The sequence below is a fragment of the Paenalcaligenes sp. DL 463 genome (assembly GCF_057475185.1).
The window spans coordinates 804,895-823,609 of record NZ_JBYBKX010000001.1 but is presented as its reverse complement, the minus strand read 5'-3'; the positions used below and the strand labels follow the sequence as shown (position 1 = coordinate 823,609).

The 18,715-nt window shown below is 55.9% G+C and carries 7 protein-coding genes and 1 tRNA gene; 6 read left to right on the top strand and 2 right to left on the bottom strand.

Annotation, left to right across the window (positions count from 1 at the left end):
- Window positions 1-93: 93 nt before the first annotated feature.
- A complete protein-coding gene (gene htpG, locus AC2UZI_RS03775) occupies window positions 94-2,004 on the bottom strand; it encodes a molecular chaperone HtpG (protein WP_486942486.1) in 1,911 nt (636 codons plus the stop codon).
- Between the two features lie 164 nt (window positions 2,005-2,168).
- Here htpG and AC2UZI_RS03770 point away from each other — a divergent pair, with 164 nt between their 5' ends.
- The 4 genes from AC2UZI_RS03770 to AC2UZI_RS03755 all read left to right on the top strand — a co-directional run bounded on the left by AC2UZI_RS03770 (window position 2,169) and on the right by AC2UZI_RS03755 (window position 5,439).
- Window positions 2,169-3,353, top strand: coding sequence for an RtcB family protein (locus AC2UZI_RS03770; RefSeq protein ID WP_486942485.1), 1,185 nt, complete (start codon window positions 2,169-2,171; stop codon window positions 3,351-3,353).
- Between the two features lie 161 nt (window positions 3,354-3,514).
- Window positions 3,515-3,599: transfer RNA gene (locus AC2UZI_RS03765), tRNA-Leu, on the top strand.
- A gap of 174 nt (window positions 3,600-3,773) precedes the next feature.
- The gene (locus AC2UZI_RS03760) at window positions 3,774-5,033 is read left to right on the top strand and encodes a tyrosine-type recombinase/integrase (RefSeq protein WP_486942484.1); all 1,260 of its coding nucleotides are present in this window, start codon (window positions 3,774-3,776) and stop codon (window positions 5,031-5,033) included.
- Window positions 5,023-5,439: an autotransporter outer membrane beta-barrel domain-containing protein gene (locus AC2UZI_RS03755; protein ID WP_486942483.1), complete on the top strand. Its 417-nt coding sequence runs from the start codon at window positions 5,023-5,025 to the stop codon at window positions 5,437-5,439. Before AC2UZI_RS03760 ends, AC2UZI_RS03755 begins: the two co-directional genes overlap by 11 nt.
- 98 nt (window positions 5,440-5,537) lie before the next feature.
- On the opposite strand, the gene AC2UZI_RS03750 is transcribed toward AC2UZI_RS03755, so the two are convergent.
- Window positions 5,538-15,950: an autotransporter-associated beta strand repeat-containing protein gene (locus tag AC2UZI_RS03750; RefSeq protein ID WP_486942482.1), complete on the bottom strand. Its 10,413-nt coding sequence runs from the start codon at window positions 15,948-15,950 to the stop codon at window positions 5,538-5,540.
- 1,384 nt (window positions 15,951-17,334) lie between these two features.
- On the opposite strand from AC2UZI_RS03750, the gene AC2UZI_RS03745 reads away from it, so the two are divergent.
- Together AC2UZI_RS03745 and AC2UZI_RS03740 are read left to right on the top strand one after the other, a co-directional pair.
- Window positions 17,335-17,697, top strand: a complete 363-nt coding sequence (locus tag AC2UZI_RS03745) for a helix-turn-helix domain-containing protein (RefSeq protein WP_429645501.1) — start codon at window positions 17,335-17,337, stop codon at window positions 17,695-17,697.
- 699 nt (window positions 17,698-18,396) lie between these two features.
- The gene (locus AC2UZI_RS03740) at window positions 18,397-18,648 is read left to right on the top strand and encodes a helix-turn-helix transcriptional regulator (RefSeq protein WP_486942481.1); all 252 of its coding nucleotides are present in this window, start codon (window positions 18,397-18,399) and stop codon (window positions 18,646-18,648) included.
- The last annotated feature ends 67 nt before the right edge of the window (window positions 18,649-18,715 follow it).

Here is an 18,715-nt window from a genome sequence, read left to right as displayed (position 1 = left end):
ATTAAAACTGTTGTGAATACTTCACGTAAAAACAAAAAAGGCAGCTCAACGAGCTGCCTTTCTATTACCTGCAAACTGAAACGATAATCAGCCTTAGCCTTTAAGCAATAACTTATTAAGGCGTTTCACAAACGCGGCGGGGTCGTTTAGTGACGCCCCCTCTGCCAACATGGCTTGATCCAACAAGATTAATGCCCAGTCGTCGAACTCAGCCTCGTCAGCCTCAGCCAAACGCGTCACAAACGCGTGCTCAGGGTTAAGTTCTAAAATAGGTTTCACTTCTGGCGCTTCTTGGCCTGCGGCTTGAAGCATACGTAATAAGTGCGGACTAATTTCATTCTCATCAACCACTACGCAAGCCGGCGAGTCTACCAATCGCGCCGTAACGCGTACCTCTTTGACCTTATCACCTAAGCTTGTTTGTAAGCGCTCGACTAAAGGCTTGAAGTTTTCTGCCACTTCCGCCTGATGCTTTTTCTCGTCCTCGTCCTCCAGCTCGGCTAAGTCTAAGCCGCCTTTAGCGACCGACACCAAGGTTTTACCGTCGAACTCGGTCAGATAAGACAGCATCCATTCGTCCACGCGATCGGACATCAACAAGACTTCAATGCCTTTCTTGCGGAACACTTCCAGATGGGGGCTATTGGCTGCTGCCGAGTGAGAATCCGCCGTGACGTAGTAAATTTTGTCTTGGCCTTCTTTCATGCGTCCAACGTAGTCGGCAAACGATACGTCTTGAACGGCGCTGTCGTTATGCGTAGAAGCAAAACGTAGCAAGGCGGCGACTCGCTCTTTGTTGCTGGGGTCTTCGCCGGTACCTTCTTTTAGCACTTGACCAAAATTCTGCCAGAACTCAGCGTACGATTCGGTTTTATTTTCGGCCAAATCATCCAACAAGCCCAGAATACGGCGAGCGCTACCTTCACGAATCGAACGCACGTCGCGACTTTCTTGAAGAATCTCACGCGATACGTTTAATGGAAGATCAGCAGAATCAATAACACCTCGAACAAAGCGCAGGTACGACGGCAACAGTTGTTCGGCATCATCCATAATAAAGACACGCTTCACATACAGTTTTACACCATGCTTTGCGTCGCGATCCCATAGATCAAAAGGTGGGCGCTTAGGAATATAGAGTAGCTGTGTGTACTCGCTGCGGCCTTCTACACGGTTGTGCGTCCATGCCAAAGGATCATCAAAGTCGTGGGCAATATGCTTGTAAAACTCGTTGTATTGCTCATCGCTGATCTCGTTGCGCGAACGCGTCCACAGCGCATTGGCTTGGTTTACATTCTCCCAATCACTTTGCTTAATTTGTACGGACTTTTCTTCATCCCATTCTTCCTTAAGCATTTGCACAGGCAATGAAATGTGATCCGAATAACGGCGCAATATGGAACGCAAACGCCAGCCATCAAGGAAGTCTTCAGCATCATCACGTAGATACAGGGTTACCGATGTGCCACGGTCTGCTTTTTCAGCAGGGCTAATGGAAAACTCGCCCGCACCTTCGGACTCCCACATCACACCTTCGGTCTCAGGGTCGCCTGCACGGCGAGACAACACTGACACTTTATTTGCCACAATGAAGGAAGAGTAAAAACCCACACCGAACTGCCCGATTAGCTGGGCGTCTTTTTGTTTGTCGCCAGTCAGTTGTGAGAAAAACTCTTTGGTACCCGAACGTGCGATGGTGCCTAAGTTAGCGATCGCTTCGTCTCGGTTCATGCCGATGCCGTTGTCAGAAATCGTGATGGTGCCTTGGTCTTTGTCGTACTCAACACGAATACGCATGTCGCCATCGCCTTCCAATAACTCAGGACGGTCAATGGCCTCAAAGCGCAACTTATCGCACGCATCCGAAGCGTTAGACACCAGCTCTCGCAAAAAGATTTCTTTATTGCTGTAGAGCGAGTGAATCATTAACTGCAGCAACTGCTTTACTTCGGTTTGAAAGCCTAGGGTTTCGGCAGCGGGAACGTTTGTTTCAGTTTGGCTCATTGTCAATACGGTATGCTAGTTAAATAAACAGGAGTTGGCCGAAGCCAACGTACGTTGTTATTCAAATAGATTGGGATGCTTAGAAAAATTACAAGACCTAGGACAAACACGTACACATTTTCCATCCACCAGACACAACACAACCTTATTTTTAGTATCACACTATGAAAAACGTTATTCGTGATCCTGACTCTCGTCCGATCAAAATTTGGACTGATGATATTGATGACGCGGCGTTACAACAACTGCGTAATATCGCCAGCATGCCCTTTATCGATAAGCATGGCGTGGTCGCAATGCCCGATGTGCATGTGGGTATTGGGGCAACCGTCGGCAGTGTTATCGCTACCGATAACGCCATTATCCCCGCGGCGGTGGGCGTAGACATTGGGTGCGGCATTAATGCCGTGCAGTTGTCATTAACGGCCAATGATTTGCCCGACAATTTACGTGCCTTACGTCATCAAATCGAACGAGATATACCGCTGGGCCCTGGCGGATCGCACAAACACAAAAGCATGCCGGATTTCGATTCCGAGCTACAACAAGGGCTGAAACGCATTACCGATAAGCACCCCAAACTCGAGCGTAATCAGGCACAGCGTCAAATCGGCACGCTAGGGTCTGGCAATCACTTTATTGAAGTGTGCTTGGATGAGCGCGATACGGTGTGGGTGATGCTGCACTCGGGCTCGAGGGGTGTGGGCAACCTAATAGGACGCTACTTCATCGAAAAAGCAAAGCGCCATATGGAGCAATACCATATCCACTTACCCGACACGAATCTGGCCTACCTACCGGACGCCACGCAAGATTTTAACGACTACGTAGAGGCCGTACAGTGGGCGCAAGATTACGCGTATGAGAACCGGCGCGTGATGATGGCACGCACGATCGCCGCCTTAAAACGCCATATTAAAACGCCCTTCAGCATTACCCAAGAAGCCATAAACTGTCATCACAACTACGTAGAACAAGAAAACCACTTCGGCCGTAATTTATGGGTCACACGTAAAGGCGCCATTCGCGCACGCGAGGGCGATCTCGGGGTGATACCCGGCAGCATGGGGCAACGCAGTTATATCGTGCGTGGCAAAGGCAATCTGGATTCGTACTGCTCGTGTGCGCACGGAGCCGGCCGGCAATTCAGCCGTACAGCGGCTCGCCAACAGTTCAGCGTGGATGATTTGGTGCAACAAACCGAGGGCGTGGAATGCCGTAAAGATGAAGCCGTTCTGGATGAACTGCCCGCCGCCTATAAAGACATCGACGTCGTCATGGCGAACCAGAAAGATCTGGTAGAAGTGCTACACACCTTAAAGCAGGTCGTGTGTGTAAAAGGGGCCTAGCTCGTTTGCCAACAGGCTACGACGCCGTGCCTCTCTACCCGTCGTAAACACATGAACAGATAAATCACAAAAAATCTTTACGGCGGTGCTTTTCTGTGTATAATCTTCTTCTTTCCTACTACGCGCATGTTTCAAACATTGCATCCACACCGTAGAGAATAGCCCGGGTGGTGGAATTGGTAGACGCGTCGGACTCAAAATCCGATACCGAAAGGTGTGCCGGTTCGATTCCGGCCCCGGGCACCAACGGCTTGTTCCAAACAGGTTCAAGTTGCACCAAATTCTCAAGGAAATCATGCGGTTAGGATAGAAACTTAACCCATGAAGTTCCATCAAGTTTCAACAAATCCCAAGCTTGCGCGTCCCCCAGGGAGTCCCCTAGACTGGTTTCAGCCCGGTTTTTTCTTAAGGGGGACTCCAATGGGATTCCTGACTGATCTGAAGATCCGCACTGCTTCACCCAGTGCCAAAGAGTACCTGCTGGCCGACGGTGACGGACTTTATCTGCGCGTTCGCGCAACCAGCAAGAGCTGGCTCTATCGCTACAAGTCCAACGAAAAGCAAGTCAAGATCGGCCTGGGCGCCTACCCGACGATCACCCTCGCGATGGCACGTGAACTCACCAGAGAGGCGAACGCGCTGCGCGCTCAAGGCATCGACCCGCAAGACGCTCGACGAGAGCAGCAAGAGCAAGCCAGGATCGCCAAGATGAATACTTTCGAGCTGATGGCGCGCGCCTGGCTCGAAAGTGCCAGCAAGGATCGCGTCTGGTCTGCCGGCTACAAAAGCAAGGTCACTCGTCACCTGGAGATTCACGTATTCCCGTGGGTAGGTGACAAAGCGATGGAGACTATCAGGCCCCCGGAAATCGTTCGGTGCCTGCATCGCATCAAGGATCGCGGCAACCTGGAAACGGCTCAGCGTGTCCGCGAGGCCGTCCAGCACGTCTATCAGTACGCTGTGGATACCGGCGTACTGGAACCGGCCCAGAATTTCGTCAACAACCGTACGGGTGGCTTGCCGACACCGCGCGGCCGCCACTACGCCGCCATCACTGACCCGCAGCTACTGGGCCAGCTTTTAAGGGACATGCGCGCCTACTCCGGCAACTTCATTTCCGTTGCCGCCTTGCGCTTGGCTCCCCTGATCTTCCAGCGGCCCGGCCAGCTGCGCCTGGCACATTGGGAAGATGTCGATCTCAAAAAGGGACTGTGGCGCTGCCCGCCAGAGAACATGAAGATGCGCGAGTGGCAGAAGCGCGATAGCCGCACCCCTGCGCATATCGTACCCCTGTCACGCCAGGCTCGACAGATTCTGGAGGACCTTCTGCCAATTACCGGCCCGTCCGGCCCTGTGTTCCCCAACATGGCCCGGCGCTCTGACAAGTCACGCTATATCAGCGAAAACACGATCAACTCGGCTCTGCGCACACTGGAGTATGACACCAAAGAACAGATCACAGGTCATGGATTTCGTGCCACCGCGCGCACAATGATCCGCGAGTATCTTGGCTGGGAGCCGGACGTCATCGAACGCCACCTGGCACACGTGTCGAAAGAAGAACTGGGCGCCAGCTACGACCGCGCCACCTTCTTGGCTCAGCGCAAAGTGATGGTGCAGCAGTGGGCGGATTTTCTGGATGAGCTGGAGGCGGGAAAAATGCCCAAGCTTGCGGACTGACCTGTCCCAGCTTTCTTACTCCTCGGTAGACTTTGACCGCTTCACTGATCCGTTCGGCGCGCAGGTTTCGCTTGATCGAAGCAACAACCTGACAGGTCGTCTTGGCGTTGCCCTGAACTATCAGAACGAAACGACTGATGCGAGTGGGGTGATCGACCGATCCAACGTATACGGGATCGCCAACGTGTATTACGACTTTATGGATGGGGCGAGAACCAACGTGGCGGGTACCAAGTTCATCAGCAAGAATGAGCCGCTGTGGGCTGGCGTCGGCGTTGGCGGCTCTTATAACTGGGCTCGCGACAAGTACTCGCTGTATGGCGAAACCTCAGTGAAAAGCAGCATGGCCAACTTCGGTGATAGCTATGCTGTTGCGGCCATGGTCGGGCTGCGAGTCCGGTGGTAAGTTGAGCTAAAAACTTGCGTTCCATTAATGCCGAATGCGGACGCACCAAGAAAAAAGGGCAGCGCAAAGGCGCTGCCCTTCGATGCTGCAATGCTGTATTACCAGCGCATGCGTACACCCACTGTACCCTTGACCTCGTTGCTATCACCGAAGTTCTTCAGGCTCGTGTTGGCAAGTGCTTCGGCATAGACCGAATACTTGTCGTCGGAGGAGTTCAGCGACCAGCCCACACCAACACCGCCACGTAGCGCGTCGTTCTTACTCTTGAACGGCGTTGCGCCCACGTTCACACGTGAACCATCTGCGAAATCATAGTAGACGTTGGCGATGCCGTAGATACGCGAACGGCCAGTTTGCCCGCCTGCCCCCGTCCACTCGGTCTCATGGTCGATAGCCAGTCCCAAACGACCGACAAGGCTCTCGCTCTTGTCAAGCGAAACGTCGGCACCAAAAGGATCGGTGAAGTCATCGAACTTGACGGACGAATACGACAGTTGCGCTTGCGGTGTCAACGACCAGGGTCCGCCTAGTGTAAAGCGCTTGCCGCCCTCGACACTCAATGCGTAACCCATGCCATCGTTGCCGTCAACGAGACGCCGTCCGGCAGTCTTCGAGCGCAGATCACTGTCATACCGGGTCACCTGCACCTGACTGTCAACATAGGCGCCGGAGTTTCCGTACCACGTAAACGTACCACCCAAGCTGTAGCCCTTCGTGTCAATCGCGCCCTTGCCGTGGATCGAGTGCAGGTCAGAGTCCATGGTGCCGTACTGAGCGTACATGCCCACGACCGAGCGCCCTGTCTCATTTTCGCTGACGGTGCCATCAATGCCTACCTGGAACTTCCAGGTTTTTGCATCATAGTCGGTGCCGCTAGTCGTGACGTCAGGGTCAAAGCTGGCATCGCTGGCCTGTACACGCGCCCAGATACCGTTAGCGTCAACAGACCCTTCAGGCGTGGCGCGCACGCTGCCCTGGTCTTTCCATGAGCGGGAACCGACCCGCTGTTGCAAAGTACCCAGTTGGTTAAAGGCCTGCAGCGCCCCTGCATACGCCTCGTAGACAGGTACGCCCGGCTGATACAACGGCTCACTTGGAGTGTTTGGATTAGTCGGGTTGGTTGGGTTCGTAGGATCGGTGGGACCAACAGGGTCGGTCAGGCTCGATCGCAGATACCAATCACCGTCAGTCGGTGTACTGGTACCGCCCTGGTACAGCCGATATGCGTAGGCGCCCGCAACGACCGCTTGATCGCCTTCGAACACGTAGTCGCCTTGCAACGCAAAGCTACCGTTCGAGGCGCCACCGACATCCACCAGCTTGATACCTTCCGCAGTGGGAGCGCCGCCACCGCCTATGTTATTTACCCGCAGAGCCGAGTTGCCTGATGTATCGCCAGCTACAACGAGCCGATCCGTCGATGAGCTATCGTCACCCAGCACAGTATTTAACACCAGCAAACCGTCATTGCCAATGTAGTTGCCGTCTACATTCAGACGTGTGCCTGGCGCACCCGACAGACGCACTGTGCCAGCATTCGATAGTGAAGCTATGGATTGACTGTAACCGGCCAAATCGAGTTCACTTGCGGTCAGAACCGACATGTCGGTAGTAGCGCTGAACGCGTCGGTAGCACCCGCCCGCAATGTGCCCTCGGCAACTGTCGTGGCGCCGGTATACGAGGAGGCTCCTCCCATAACGAGCGTACCTGTACCTGCTTTCGTCAAACCGCCGGCCCCTGAAAACGCACCGTTGAACGCCAACTCGGTCGCATCATCAGTCCGGAACGTGCCTGTGCCAGTTAGATCAACATCACGCCCGCTCTCGAACGAGGCCGTCGTATGCAGGGTGCTGTTGTCGATCGCCAACACGCCAGCGGCATCGCCAAGATTCGCATCCTCGGAGACCTGCAAGGTGCCACCCTTGATCGACGTACCACCCGTGTAGGTATTGACGCCACTTAGCACCAGCGTACCCAGGTCTGTCTTCTCAAGCGTTGAGCTGCCACCCAGCGTAGCCTCGATCGTCGCGATCATGTCTACGCCCGCGAGCGTGCCGTCGCCCACCCGGATTGTCGAGACGTCGCTGGCGTTACCCACCAGCGTCAACTCCTCCCCCGTGATGGTATAGCCGTCCGTTGCGAACTGCATGCCGAGCGCTTCTACTGCACCATCATCGTTGCTGACGGTAACCGTGCCAGGCTCGCCTGCGAAGACCGCGAACGCGCCATTCGCGTAGGGCGCGTTGATCGCACCCGTATCCGTGGTCCAGTACTCACTGCTGGAACGGTTCCACTCGCCATCGCCACCGTGGATGTTGCTGTCGTTCAGGCCACCCGCCGGGCCATCCCAGAAGTTGAGGGTCAGCCCGGTAGCATTGACCAGGTTGACCTGTTGAGCTATCGATGTCTGGACGTGGAAGTCGCCAGCCGGCATGGCACCAAGCGCTAGGCCGTTGTCCGTCAACGCCCTGTCGTAGCTGATGACACGATACAGACCGGGGCCGAACTCGCCACCCGCCGATTCCGTAACGTTCAGGACGCCATCAAGCGTGAGATCGCCACCAACAGTGACCAGGTCGTTGAACGCGCCACCGACGACGCCCGCCTCGCCAAAGTTGTAGTCCAGGGCCGACGTATCGGCCAGCGTCAGGCTGCCATTGATGGCGAGCGTATCAGGCGTAGCGCCTATGCCACCAGGGCGAAGTGCGCCGCCATCGGCCACATCGACGTCACCGCCAACAACACCTGTGCCACCGAGCGCACCGCCGCTCGCAACCGAAGTAAGGCCGGTTGCGCCGGACTGATCGCCATTGATCAGCAAAGCGCCCGATTGCACAGTCGTCTGACCGGTATACGTGTTGTCGCTAGTCAGGACCGTTATACCGCTGCCTACCTGCTCCACCGCACCACTGCCAGAGACCTGACCGTCGAAGTTATAGACGTCGGACCGGTTGAAGGCCAACGTGCCCTCGTTTGCGACATCGCCGTCAATGGATCCGGATGCACCACCAGCACCCAGCTGCAAGGTGCCGCTGGATATTGTTGTACCGCCAGCATAGGTGTTCGCGCCCGAGAGCGCCAATGTGTCGGCTCCCGTCTTGGTGAGCGCACCCGTACCATCTATCACGTTCGACAGTGTCAACTCTGCATCGGTCTGGAATGTACCGCCACCTGTTTCTAGTGTGACCCCACGCGCAGAGGCGAACGCCGCCGTGTTCTGCAGCGTGCCGCCGTCGAGGGTCATAGCGCTCGCCGCTGCTCCGAGGTTGCTGTCGCTCGATACCGACAACGTGCCTTCGTTAATGTGAGTGCCGCCTGCGTAGCTGTTGACACCTGACAATGTGAGCGCGCCTGTTCCTTCCTTGCTCAGCGCACCGGTACCGTCGATGGTGCCCGACAGCGCAAGATCCGCATCGGTCAGGAACGTACCGCCGCGAGCTTCCAACGTCACGCCGCGCATCGAAGCGAAGGCCGCTGTGTTCTGCAGCGTGCCGCCATCAATCTCGATCGCACCGGCCGCATCACCCAGGTTGCCATCGCTGGATACGGATACCGTGCCATCCTCGATGCGTGTGCCACCCGCGTAGGTGTTGGTGCCCGACAGGACCAGTGTGCCGAGGTCGGTCTTGACCAGCTTCGTCGCCCCGGTAAGATCCACACCGATCGTAGCGGTCATGCCCGCGCCCTCGGTGGTGCCGTCGCCCACGCGGATCGTAGAGACCGCGGGGTCGTCCAAGCCGCCGACCAGGGTCAATGCGTCGCCAGTCAGTGAGTAACCGTCGACCGCAAACTGCATGCCCGAAGCTTCGACCTGGCCATCTGTATTGTCGATGCTTACCGCGCCGGGTGCTCCAGTAAAGATCGCGAAAGTTCCATTCGAGTACGGCGCGTTGATCTCGCCTGTATCGGTGGTCCATAACGCATCGGCCGAGCGGCTCCATGTGCCGTCACCGCCATTCACGACATTGTCGTTCTGCGGCCCTGCGCCACCATCCCAGAAGTTCAGGTTCTCGCCGGCGGTGTTCACCAGGTTCACCTGGTTGGCCACCGACGTTTGCAGCACAAAGTCCGTTGACGCCAGGTTCACGCCATTGTTGGTCAGCCCGCCCTGGTAACTGATGACACGATAGATGCCCGCCCCGAAAGTTCCGCCAGTTGTCTGCGTCACGTTCAGGTTGCCATCCAGGACAAGATCGCCACCAACATTGACCAGGTCGTTGAGCGCGCCGCCAACCACATTGGGTTCCCCAAAGTTGAAGGCCAGGTTCGAGGTGTCGTTCAACGCGAGGTCGCCGTTTATGCTGAGCGTGCCCGCCATGCCGTCGGCCGTGCCTGGGCTAAGCGTCGCACCACCTTCCACGCTGACATCGCCACCAAGGGTGCCCGTGCCGCCCAGTGTCGCACCGCTGGCTACTGTGGTCTCCCCCGTTGCTGCGGACTGATCGCCATTGACCAGCAGCGTGCCAGCCAGCACTTCAGTCGATCCGGCATAACTATTGTCACCCGTCAAGGTGATTGTTCCAGCGCCAATCTGGTCCAGACCGCCAGTGCCCGTAATCAAGCCGACGAACGTATAGGCATCGGAACGGTTGAAGGCGAGTGTGCCATTGTTGAGCACATCGCTATCAAGCGAACCCGACGTTCCGCCGTTGCCCACCTGTACGGTGCCGGCCGCAATGGTCGTGCCATCGGTATAGGTATGATCGCCCGTCAGCGTGAGGGTGCCGGTGCTCAGCTTCTCCAGACTTTCAAAGCCACCAACGCTTGCACCGTCCAGGTTGTAAGCTGAACCATTGTTCACCTGCAGCAGGTCCGTACCAGCGCCTGCCAGGACACTGCCTGTAATCTGGGCTCCATCATTCAGGACCAGCGTATCATTGCCATCGCCCAGTGCCAGTGCGCCGACGCCCGTATCAAGTGTGCCTGTCAGCGCCAGCACATCCACACCTGCGCCTAGGTCGCCGTTGGCACGCAGTATGCCGTCAGTATTCACATTGATCGTGCTTGCACCCGCATCCCCCGTGAAAGCAACTGGCGTCGCGCCTGCGGCCTGTAGGGTGCCGTTCACATCCAGCGTTGAAGTGCCCGTCATCTCAATGGTCGGCGTGGTCAAACCGCCCTCGACCCGCAAAGTGCCTGCGCTGATGGTCATAGCACCAATTTGATTGGTGGTAGAAGTCAGAATGCTAGTGCCACTACCGACCTGGGCGAGCGTGCCCGGCCCGCTCAACGTGCCATCAAGAGTAAAGGTATCGCTGCGATTCAGGGAAAGCGTCGATGTCGCCGCATCCACGATCACATTGCCCGTACCCACATTACCGGTGGTGCCACCATTACCAACGATCAGGTTGCCGTCGTTGATAATGGTGCTACCCGTATAAGTGTTATCACCAGTCAGCACCCAGGTACCGGGGCCGTTTTTGGCTAGCGTCGTGGTGCCTCCTGCACCATCACTGATGGTGCCGCCCAAGGTATTAAGATCAGTATTAGTACCGCCAAGACCCACGGTGCGAGGACCACTACCCGAGTAGGTCACCGGGGCTGTGTTCTCGAAGACGACGGCACCCGTGCCCGAGGACTCGATGAAAGTCACCCCGGTGGCGAGCGTAAACAGGCGATCGGTCGTGTCGCCCGTGCCGGTATAGCGTAGTGTTGAGTTGTTGCCGATGACCAGATTCGCGGCATCGCTGGTTGAGGCGCCAATGCTGCTCGCCTGGCCACCATCAGACAGCTTGTCCACGGAAAGCACCCCGCCGTCGATCGTCGTCACGCCTGTATAGGTACTAGCCGGATTGGTCAGGCGCCACGTGCCTGTACCCGCCTTGGTCAGCGACGTTACGCCTGTCCCATTGTTTTCGATAAGGGCGGCCAGTGTATTGTCGTCAGCATTAGTACCGGACAAGGTAAACGTCCGCGCGGCATTTGCGCCGGCCAGCGTGATCGCGGCCGTGCTGGTGAAGTTCACCGCTCCCGTGCCTGAGGCATCGAGCCCGCCGCCTGTTGTGCCCAACGTGAATTCGCGATTGGTGCTGTCGCCTGAGCCGACATAACGCAGCGTACCGCCATTGAGCACGAGATTGGAGGCGTCGGCGGTCGATGCCCCAATCGAACTATTAACGCCGCCATCGTCCAGGCACGACGTTTCGACTGAACCACCGTTAATAGTGGTGCCGCCCGAATAGCTGCTGTCGCAGCCGTGAAGACGCTGAACTGCAGCGCCGTTCTTGACCAAGCTACCGGTGCCGCTGATGGCACCCAAATAGATGGCGCCGGACGTGTTGCTACCAGTGCGGATCGTCAGCGTCGCGTCGCCGAGCGTAATGTCGCCGCCATTGGCGCCGCCCCCATTCAGGTAAGCGACCGTGGTGTCGAAACCGTCCAGATCCAGCGATGCTCCGACCACATTAGTAAAAGTCATTCCACCCGCAGTGGTTGCGGTACCGAAAGCATTTTCCGCCCCCGCGCGCAAGTTCCCACCATCCACCAACGTGCCACCAGTGTAGGTACTCGCGCCTGACAATACCAAGGTGCCCGGTCCTTCTTTTCTCAGCGAACCAGCGCCCCCAACATCACCACTAAACGCCAAGGTGACGGCGGCGTTGGTCACGCTAACCCGTCCTTGTCCACTCTCCAACGTGAAACCTCGATCGATCGCGACATCGCTACCGGTGTAACTCAGTCTGCCGCCTTTAAGGACAAGGTTGGCGGCATCTGCGCTCGAAGCCCCAATGCCGCTGGCCTGTCCACCGTCGGCCAAGCTATCTACGCCCAGCGTGGCACCATCAATGATGGTGGCCCCGGTATAGGTATTATTGGCACCGGTGAACGTCTGAAGCCCTCCCCCTGCTCGCGTAACCCCTCCTGTACCACTAATCGCACCCGAGAAGGTGCCGGAGTTACTGCTCGAGGTCAAGGTGGCGGAACCGAGGTCCACGTCTCCGGCACCGGCCAGCGCACCCACCGTATTGTTGAAGCCATTCAGATCCAGTGTTGCGCCACTGGCGACCGTCGCAATCGCAGTTGGGCTCCCAAAGGCTTGTATCGAACCTGCCTGCAGCGTTCCCTCAGCTACGACAGTGCCGCCCGAGTATGTATTGGTGCCCGACAATACAAGCGTTCCATCGCCCTTCTTAGTCAGGATTCCCCTGGTCGCACCCTGGTCTTCAACAACGCCACTAACAGTCAAAACCGAGGCAACATTGCTCACACCTAGGGCACCGCCACCCACGCCCAGTTGCAACCCGCGATCAGTAGCCGTGGCACCACCCGTATATGCCAGCGTGCCGCCATTGGACAAGATCAGATTGGCCGAGTCGCTGTTTGATGCGCCGATCGAACTGTTAACGCCGCCATCGGCCAGCGCGGCCACGGCCAGCGTACCGCCATTGACCGTCGTGACACCGGTGTAGCTATTATTGGCGTTGGTCAGTGTCAGTGTGCCGGCCCCGGATTTGGTAAGACCTGCATCGTCGGAGCTGACCACTTCGCCACCGAACGTCAAGTTGGTCGCGGCCTGGGTGACGGCGATGATGCCACTTTCAACCGCTCCAGCCCGCCCGACTGTAAAGCCGCGATCTGTTATGGCCGTGCTGCCCGTGTATTGCAACGTCGCGCCCTGAATCACCAGGTTGGAGGCATCCGCCGTTGAGGCACCGATGCCGCTCGCCGCACCACTAGCACCGATGTTGGCAACAGACAGCGTACCCTCGCCCACCGTCGTGGCGCCCGTGTAGCTATTGCCGGCATTGGACAAAGTAACCAGCCCGGTACCTGCCTTGGTGAAACCGATGCTGCCACCGTTATCAACGATCTGAGAGGCTATCGTGAAATCACCGGTGCTGTTCTGCTGTATGCCCAGCTCGCCGCCACCTGCCGTACCCGTCAAGGAGCCGCCCGTAATTGTCTGATCGTTGGCCACGACCGAGGGCGCGACGATGATGGTGCCATCCACACCGAGCGTTTGGCCGGTCCCAATCGTCACCGTCGTTTCTGTGGCTTCGGTGTACCGAAGGCCTGCGAGCTGCGTCGTGGTGCCTAAGGTGCCGTGAAAGCCGTCAATGTCGGTGATGTACTCGCCGTCCAGCCAGTTGCCCGCGTCGTCCTTATCCGTATAGTCTGCTTCGGTGAAAGCGACGATGTTGCCTCCTTCGACCTTGGCATAGTCCGTGCCGTTGACCGTGGCCCATCCACCTAACGTGGCGTTGCTGGTCATGATATTGCCGTTGCCGGACTCGGCAAAGTCGATCAAACCGCCACTATGGGTTATCGCACCCAGATTCACATTCACCGTGCCGCCCGAGCCCGCAGTGAACCCAACTGAGTTATTCCCCGCAGTCACATTCATGCCGTCGAAGGTCTGCGTGCTGGTCGCGCCATCCGCGCCCGTCACGGCCAGTGAGCCGCCTGCCATATTCAGTGTCGAGGAGCTTGAAATGATGTCGCTGGTCGGCGCACCCGCCGCCGAAAAATCCAAACCAAGCGTGCCGCCACCCACCGTGGTATCCCCGGTGTAGGTATTGCTGCCCGTCAGCGTCAGCGTACCCGCCCCTTGCTTGGTAAAGGAACCTGTGCCGTGTATGGCGCCAGCATAGGCGGTGTTCACACCCGAAGCCTGATTAACGGAAAGGTTCCCGCTACCAAGCGCCACCGAGCCACCTGCACCAGCCAGAGCTTGCGCATTAAGGTTAAAGTTGTTCAGATCCAGCGTGCCACCATTGACCGTCACGTTGGTCGTAGTGCCAAAGGCCGCCGCATTGTCTGCGCGCAAGGTTCCGCCTTGCACAGTAACGGCGCCGCTGCGCGTATTAACGCCGCTCAGTGCCCAGACGTTGCCCGCTGCCCCATCCAGGATAAGATCGCCAGGGCCGGAAATGGTGCCCGAAAGCGCGTTGGTGCCCGCGAAGCCACCTCCAAGTGTCAATTTGTTATTCGCCACGTCGCTCAGAACTACATCGCCACTTAGCGACAACGTTCCCGTGCCGTCGTTCAGAATTTTTCCGCCCGCCCCATTCCCCGCTAGGCCTATGGTCCATGCGCGATTGCTGCTGGCTCCCGCGCCGACATAGCTGACCACGCTGTCATTCGTAAGCGAGATACCTCCCGCGGTGCCAGTGCCAAACGAACTGACAGCACCAGTGTCCGAAAGCGAGGAAGCCTTGACCGTCACGGTACCTGTAGGTGTTGAAACGCCAGCGTTGGCTATACCGATCACGGTTGCTCCGCCATAGGTATTGGCGTCGCCCAGGGTGATGGTGTGTTGCGCGCCGCCGCCGCGAAAATCCATCGCACCGTCGCTGGTGTGACTTAACACACCTAAAAGTGCCAGATCGGCATTTTGGGCAGAAAAAACCATGTTTCTGGTGGAAGCCATGTCGACCGCGATGTTACCGCTCAACGTCAGCCCACCCGTACCACTGTTCAGGAATACGGCGCCCGATGTTCCCCCACTAGTGTTCATCACCCAATCGCGATTGGAGGTATCCCCGTCACCGATATAATGCAGCTTGTCGGAATACTGGTACATGGCCGTGAAGGTGATGGTTCCCGCTGCACCGAGCGAGCTCGCTTCGCCCGTATTGCGGACGGAGGTAAAAGAAGCGGTGCCGTCGAGGTTGAAAGTCATGCCCCCCGTAAAGTCACTGGTGTCATTGCTCAGCGTAACGCCGTCACCCGCGATTAACCCGCCCGCCCCCGTAAACTTCGCAGAACCGACACCGGCCCCACTAACCGTGACCGCCCCGTTTTCAAGCGTAACGGCACGGCTTGCATTCAGCACTCCCGAACTGTTGAGAGTAGTTCCTCCAGCCATTGACACACCGCCACTGCCAAGCGCTGCATCCGAATTAACCGCTAGGCCACCGGCCTCGACACGCAAACCACCTGTAAAGGTATTCGCACCATTCAGGGTCAGCACACCCGCGCCCGACTTGGCTATCGGGGCGCTTCCCGCAAGGGTTGAGTTGATTGTGGTGTTTCCGCCGACGCTAATCGTAGGCGAAGCCCCGCCCAGCGTGACCGTGCCACCATTCAGCGTATAGTTGGCGGTTGTGAAGGAGAGCCCGCCCGCGTTGATGGCGCTGCCCACCGTTACCGTTCCCGCAGTGCCACCAAAGACGGCAGTATCTAGCGCAACGTTATCCCATTCCCGGAAGGGTCCGGCCACACCGTCGCTGCTTTGATTCCAGGTAACGCCACTCAGGTCCCAGGCTCCGCTACCACCTTGCCCGGGATTGCCGCCATTCACATCCCAGTACACATCCGCAGCCGCCGCTGGCCCTGCCACCAATCCCAGCAGAAGCACACGCGCCAGTATTCGACTGCCCAGCGCGCGTGTAACAAGAGGTACAACGCCAGCCACATGCGGGGCGCAACTGACGACAATACCTTTCCACTTAGTCATGCGACCGCCGCGCAATATGCGCGAGCCAAGCAAGGCATCATGCCAGTTTGTCTTCGATTTGCTTAGCGATTTAAAGCCAAATCCAGCGTTAACGTCGGTGTTCTCCCGCATGTTTCCTCTCCCCTTTAGATTCATCAAAAGCCGTTCTTGACCGGCGATATCACGCAGGTCGCTGCAGCTTAAGCCAGATACTTTTCAGTATCCTGCAGCCATCTGCTTCTAAGACCGACTATATACTCACTATTTTTAGATATTTCGACCAACCACTGCAATAACACCAATCGTTTCTCAACGCTTCAATGGTTGTCAATTGCCTCCGGAGTATAGGCACTGTGTACTAGGCTGAATAGCCTATGTGTGTCAAAGTTTTGTTTTATTAACACTCGTAAATATGTGTTTCCAGACACATATTGCCGCATAAGGAGATGACTCGATCTGAGCAAAAGCAAGAATCATAACCAGTTGAGGCAAAATCACCGACGTTATATAAAATTATGATTCTTTTAGGACGTACTTTCACAGTCGGAAATTCAGAAACAAATAAACACTATTAATGGTTTTCAGATGCAAACCATCTTCAGTGAACAATTCCTGGCTCGACAGCTTAAAGTAACTACCGATCACCTCCCCATCACAGCCAGCCATGTCCTATCCTGCGCAGCCGCAGCTTCTGGTGTGCTTAATCCAAAAGTTGATTCCCATTTTTCAAGTAAAGGCTGCGCTCTAAGCGCCCGTTACGTATTCCGATAGGCAACTGGGGCCATACGATATAGCTTACCTAACTAATATAGATTCCCTTATCTTCATCACGTTGTTCTGTGAGATAAGAACGAAAACTTCAGCTTACGTGCTTTCAGTCGGCTCAATTCTTATTTGCGTTCTGAACAACGGCGGCTAATCAAATTTTGGATTTGCCCAAGTTGGCGCAGCCAAATGCTCCTCAAACAGACGCTCTACCGACATGTCTGCGTATGCAGTTGTCGCCCACATGCTTGATGCATTCTAGAAGAGCATTGCTATGACGATGCTGTTCCGACGTTGACGTAAAAGAATCGTAGAAGAAAGTTCCGATAATCTCCTACGTTGCATCACGAATCTCTGTGTTTGTATTAGTGCTGATGCTGTCGACTGTCAAGAGAGTGGCTGCAATCTTTTGTTGAGGGCCATGATTGCCTTGAAAGAGACACGCGGCGCAAGAACGCAAAACGCGACCAAGAAGCATTCCAGGGGGTCCTTCAGACCTGCGCCATGTGTATACCTGAGCTGTTTCAGGCTATAAAATTGCGTCCCCTACTAAAAGATACACCCCTGGCAATTGAACGGTCATACTCTTGACAATTCTTTCCTCTCACGCCGTATCATTAAATGCCACAATAGCCCAAATTGATTACTTGCCTAATAGTTCACTGCTCAATACTCATTAGACAAGCCATGTTTTTAAATTACATATATACTTACAACTCCTCAACAATGAACCCACCAATTGAAGAATCCCATGAATCCGAATCCTGTAAGCAGCATTGGCGAGCGCTTACTTGCCGCACGTAAAAAGCGCGGCCTATCGCAAGAAGCATTGGCCAACCTCCTCGACCCCCCTATAAGCCAAAGCGCTATCGCCCATATCGAAAACGGTCGCAATGAGTCCTCGCGTCACATCGTTTGGATTGCTGCAGCCCTTCACATCCGCGCTGAATGGCTTGTCACGGGTAAGGGCGAGATGTTTGAGATGGAATGGCCATGGCCGGAAACTGCTAGGTATACATTGGAGGAACTGCCTGCCCCAGTTTTGGAAGATATCGGTGACTACATAAAGATGAAGATCGGCCAACAAGCCAAACACGCCAAAGATCACGATTAAGCATCAACCAGCCAATCTGTTGGATTAAGTCCTCAGCCATCACCCAAGATACAAAAACAAACAATAAAAAAATATCCGAAGCGCCCTGCGTTCCTCTGCGAACCAGGGCGCTTCATTTTGTGTCAGTCCAAGGCGTATTTTTTGTATTTCTAAGTGCTTTACTCTTCTATATCACGATTTCTTAGTACTTATGTGTTGACTCCAATTGGTAGTTACGTAATGATTACAGCAACCCCGCTCTTTAACAACACAACACCGATAAATACCGCGCCCTGCCCTGCAAAGGGCGGTGCGAGTGCGCGGCTACCCGTGTCGCCAGCATCATGCGGGGCGACACGCACCTGGGTAGGAGTAAAGCAGGTGAAAAATCATTTCTCTCTTGGGCTGGTAGCGACTGGCATAAACCGGGGGAAGTAGATGACGATCCGTAACCACGGACGCCGGTGCTGCCAAAGGCAGACCACATTCGATAGATGGCGCGTAATTCATCGATGACAGCGGGAAAGACCGCAGTTTTCAGCACCTCGACGACCCACGACAGTGGACCAGCGGCGGGCTCTACTGGAAATGATCAAAGCAACTGGTTCCCATCGCGGCATCTTGACGAACCAGCCACGAAGGCGCTGACCGCGCCTGCTTTGGAAAGCATCTTGCGGCATACTGCCCCAGGGTGCTTCCCAAGGTTTTATGGAGGAAACCATGAAGGAACAGACCCTGCCAAACATCTTTGGCTACCCGTCAACTGGACACCATACCCTGCAGCAATCTGACCAGGCACTTCTGTATCGCATACACACAGCAGAGGCGAAACTTGGGGTGTCCCGATCAACCATCTATCGGTTGGTCAACGAAGGCGAACTGGTACTCATCAAGATAGGCAAGAGGTCCAGCGGCATCACCGCAGCCAGTCTACATGCGCTCATTGAGCGAAACAAAGCATTTGCCAGTTAGGCCAAGGCGCTATTGTTTGCCTTAATTTTAATTACCTCGTCCGAAAAACAACCACAAATTTCGGACG

Bases quoted from the DNA above. Each gene is read 5' to 3' on its own strand.
- AC2UZI_RS03745 (WP_429645501.1), top strand. From the start codon at position 17,335: ATGAATCCGAATCCTGTAAGCAGCATTGGCGAGCGCTTACTTGCCGCA.
- AC2UZI_RS03770 (WP_486942485.1), top strand. From the start codon at position 2,169: ATGAAAAACGTTATTCGTGATCCTGACTCTCGTCCGATCAAAATTTGG.
- htpG (WP_486942486.1), bottom strand. From the start codon at position 2,004: ATGAGCCAAACTGAAACAAACGTTCCCGCTGCCGAAACCCTAGGCTTT.
- AC2UZI_RS03760 (WP_486942484.1), top strand. From the start codon at position 3,774: ATGGGATTCCTGACTGATCTGAAGATCCGCACTGCTTCACCCAGTGCC.
- AC2UZI_RS03750 (WP_486942482.1), bottom strand. From the start codon at position 15,950: ATGCGGGAGAACACCGACGTTAACGCTGGATTTGGCTTTAAATCGCTA.
- AC2UZI_RS03740 (WP_486942481.1), top strand. From the start codon at position 18,397: ATGAAGGAACAGACCCTGCCAAACATCTTTGGCTACCCGTCAACTGGA.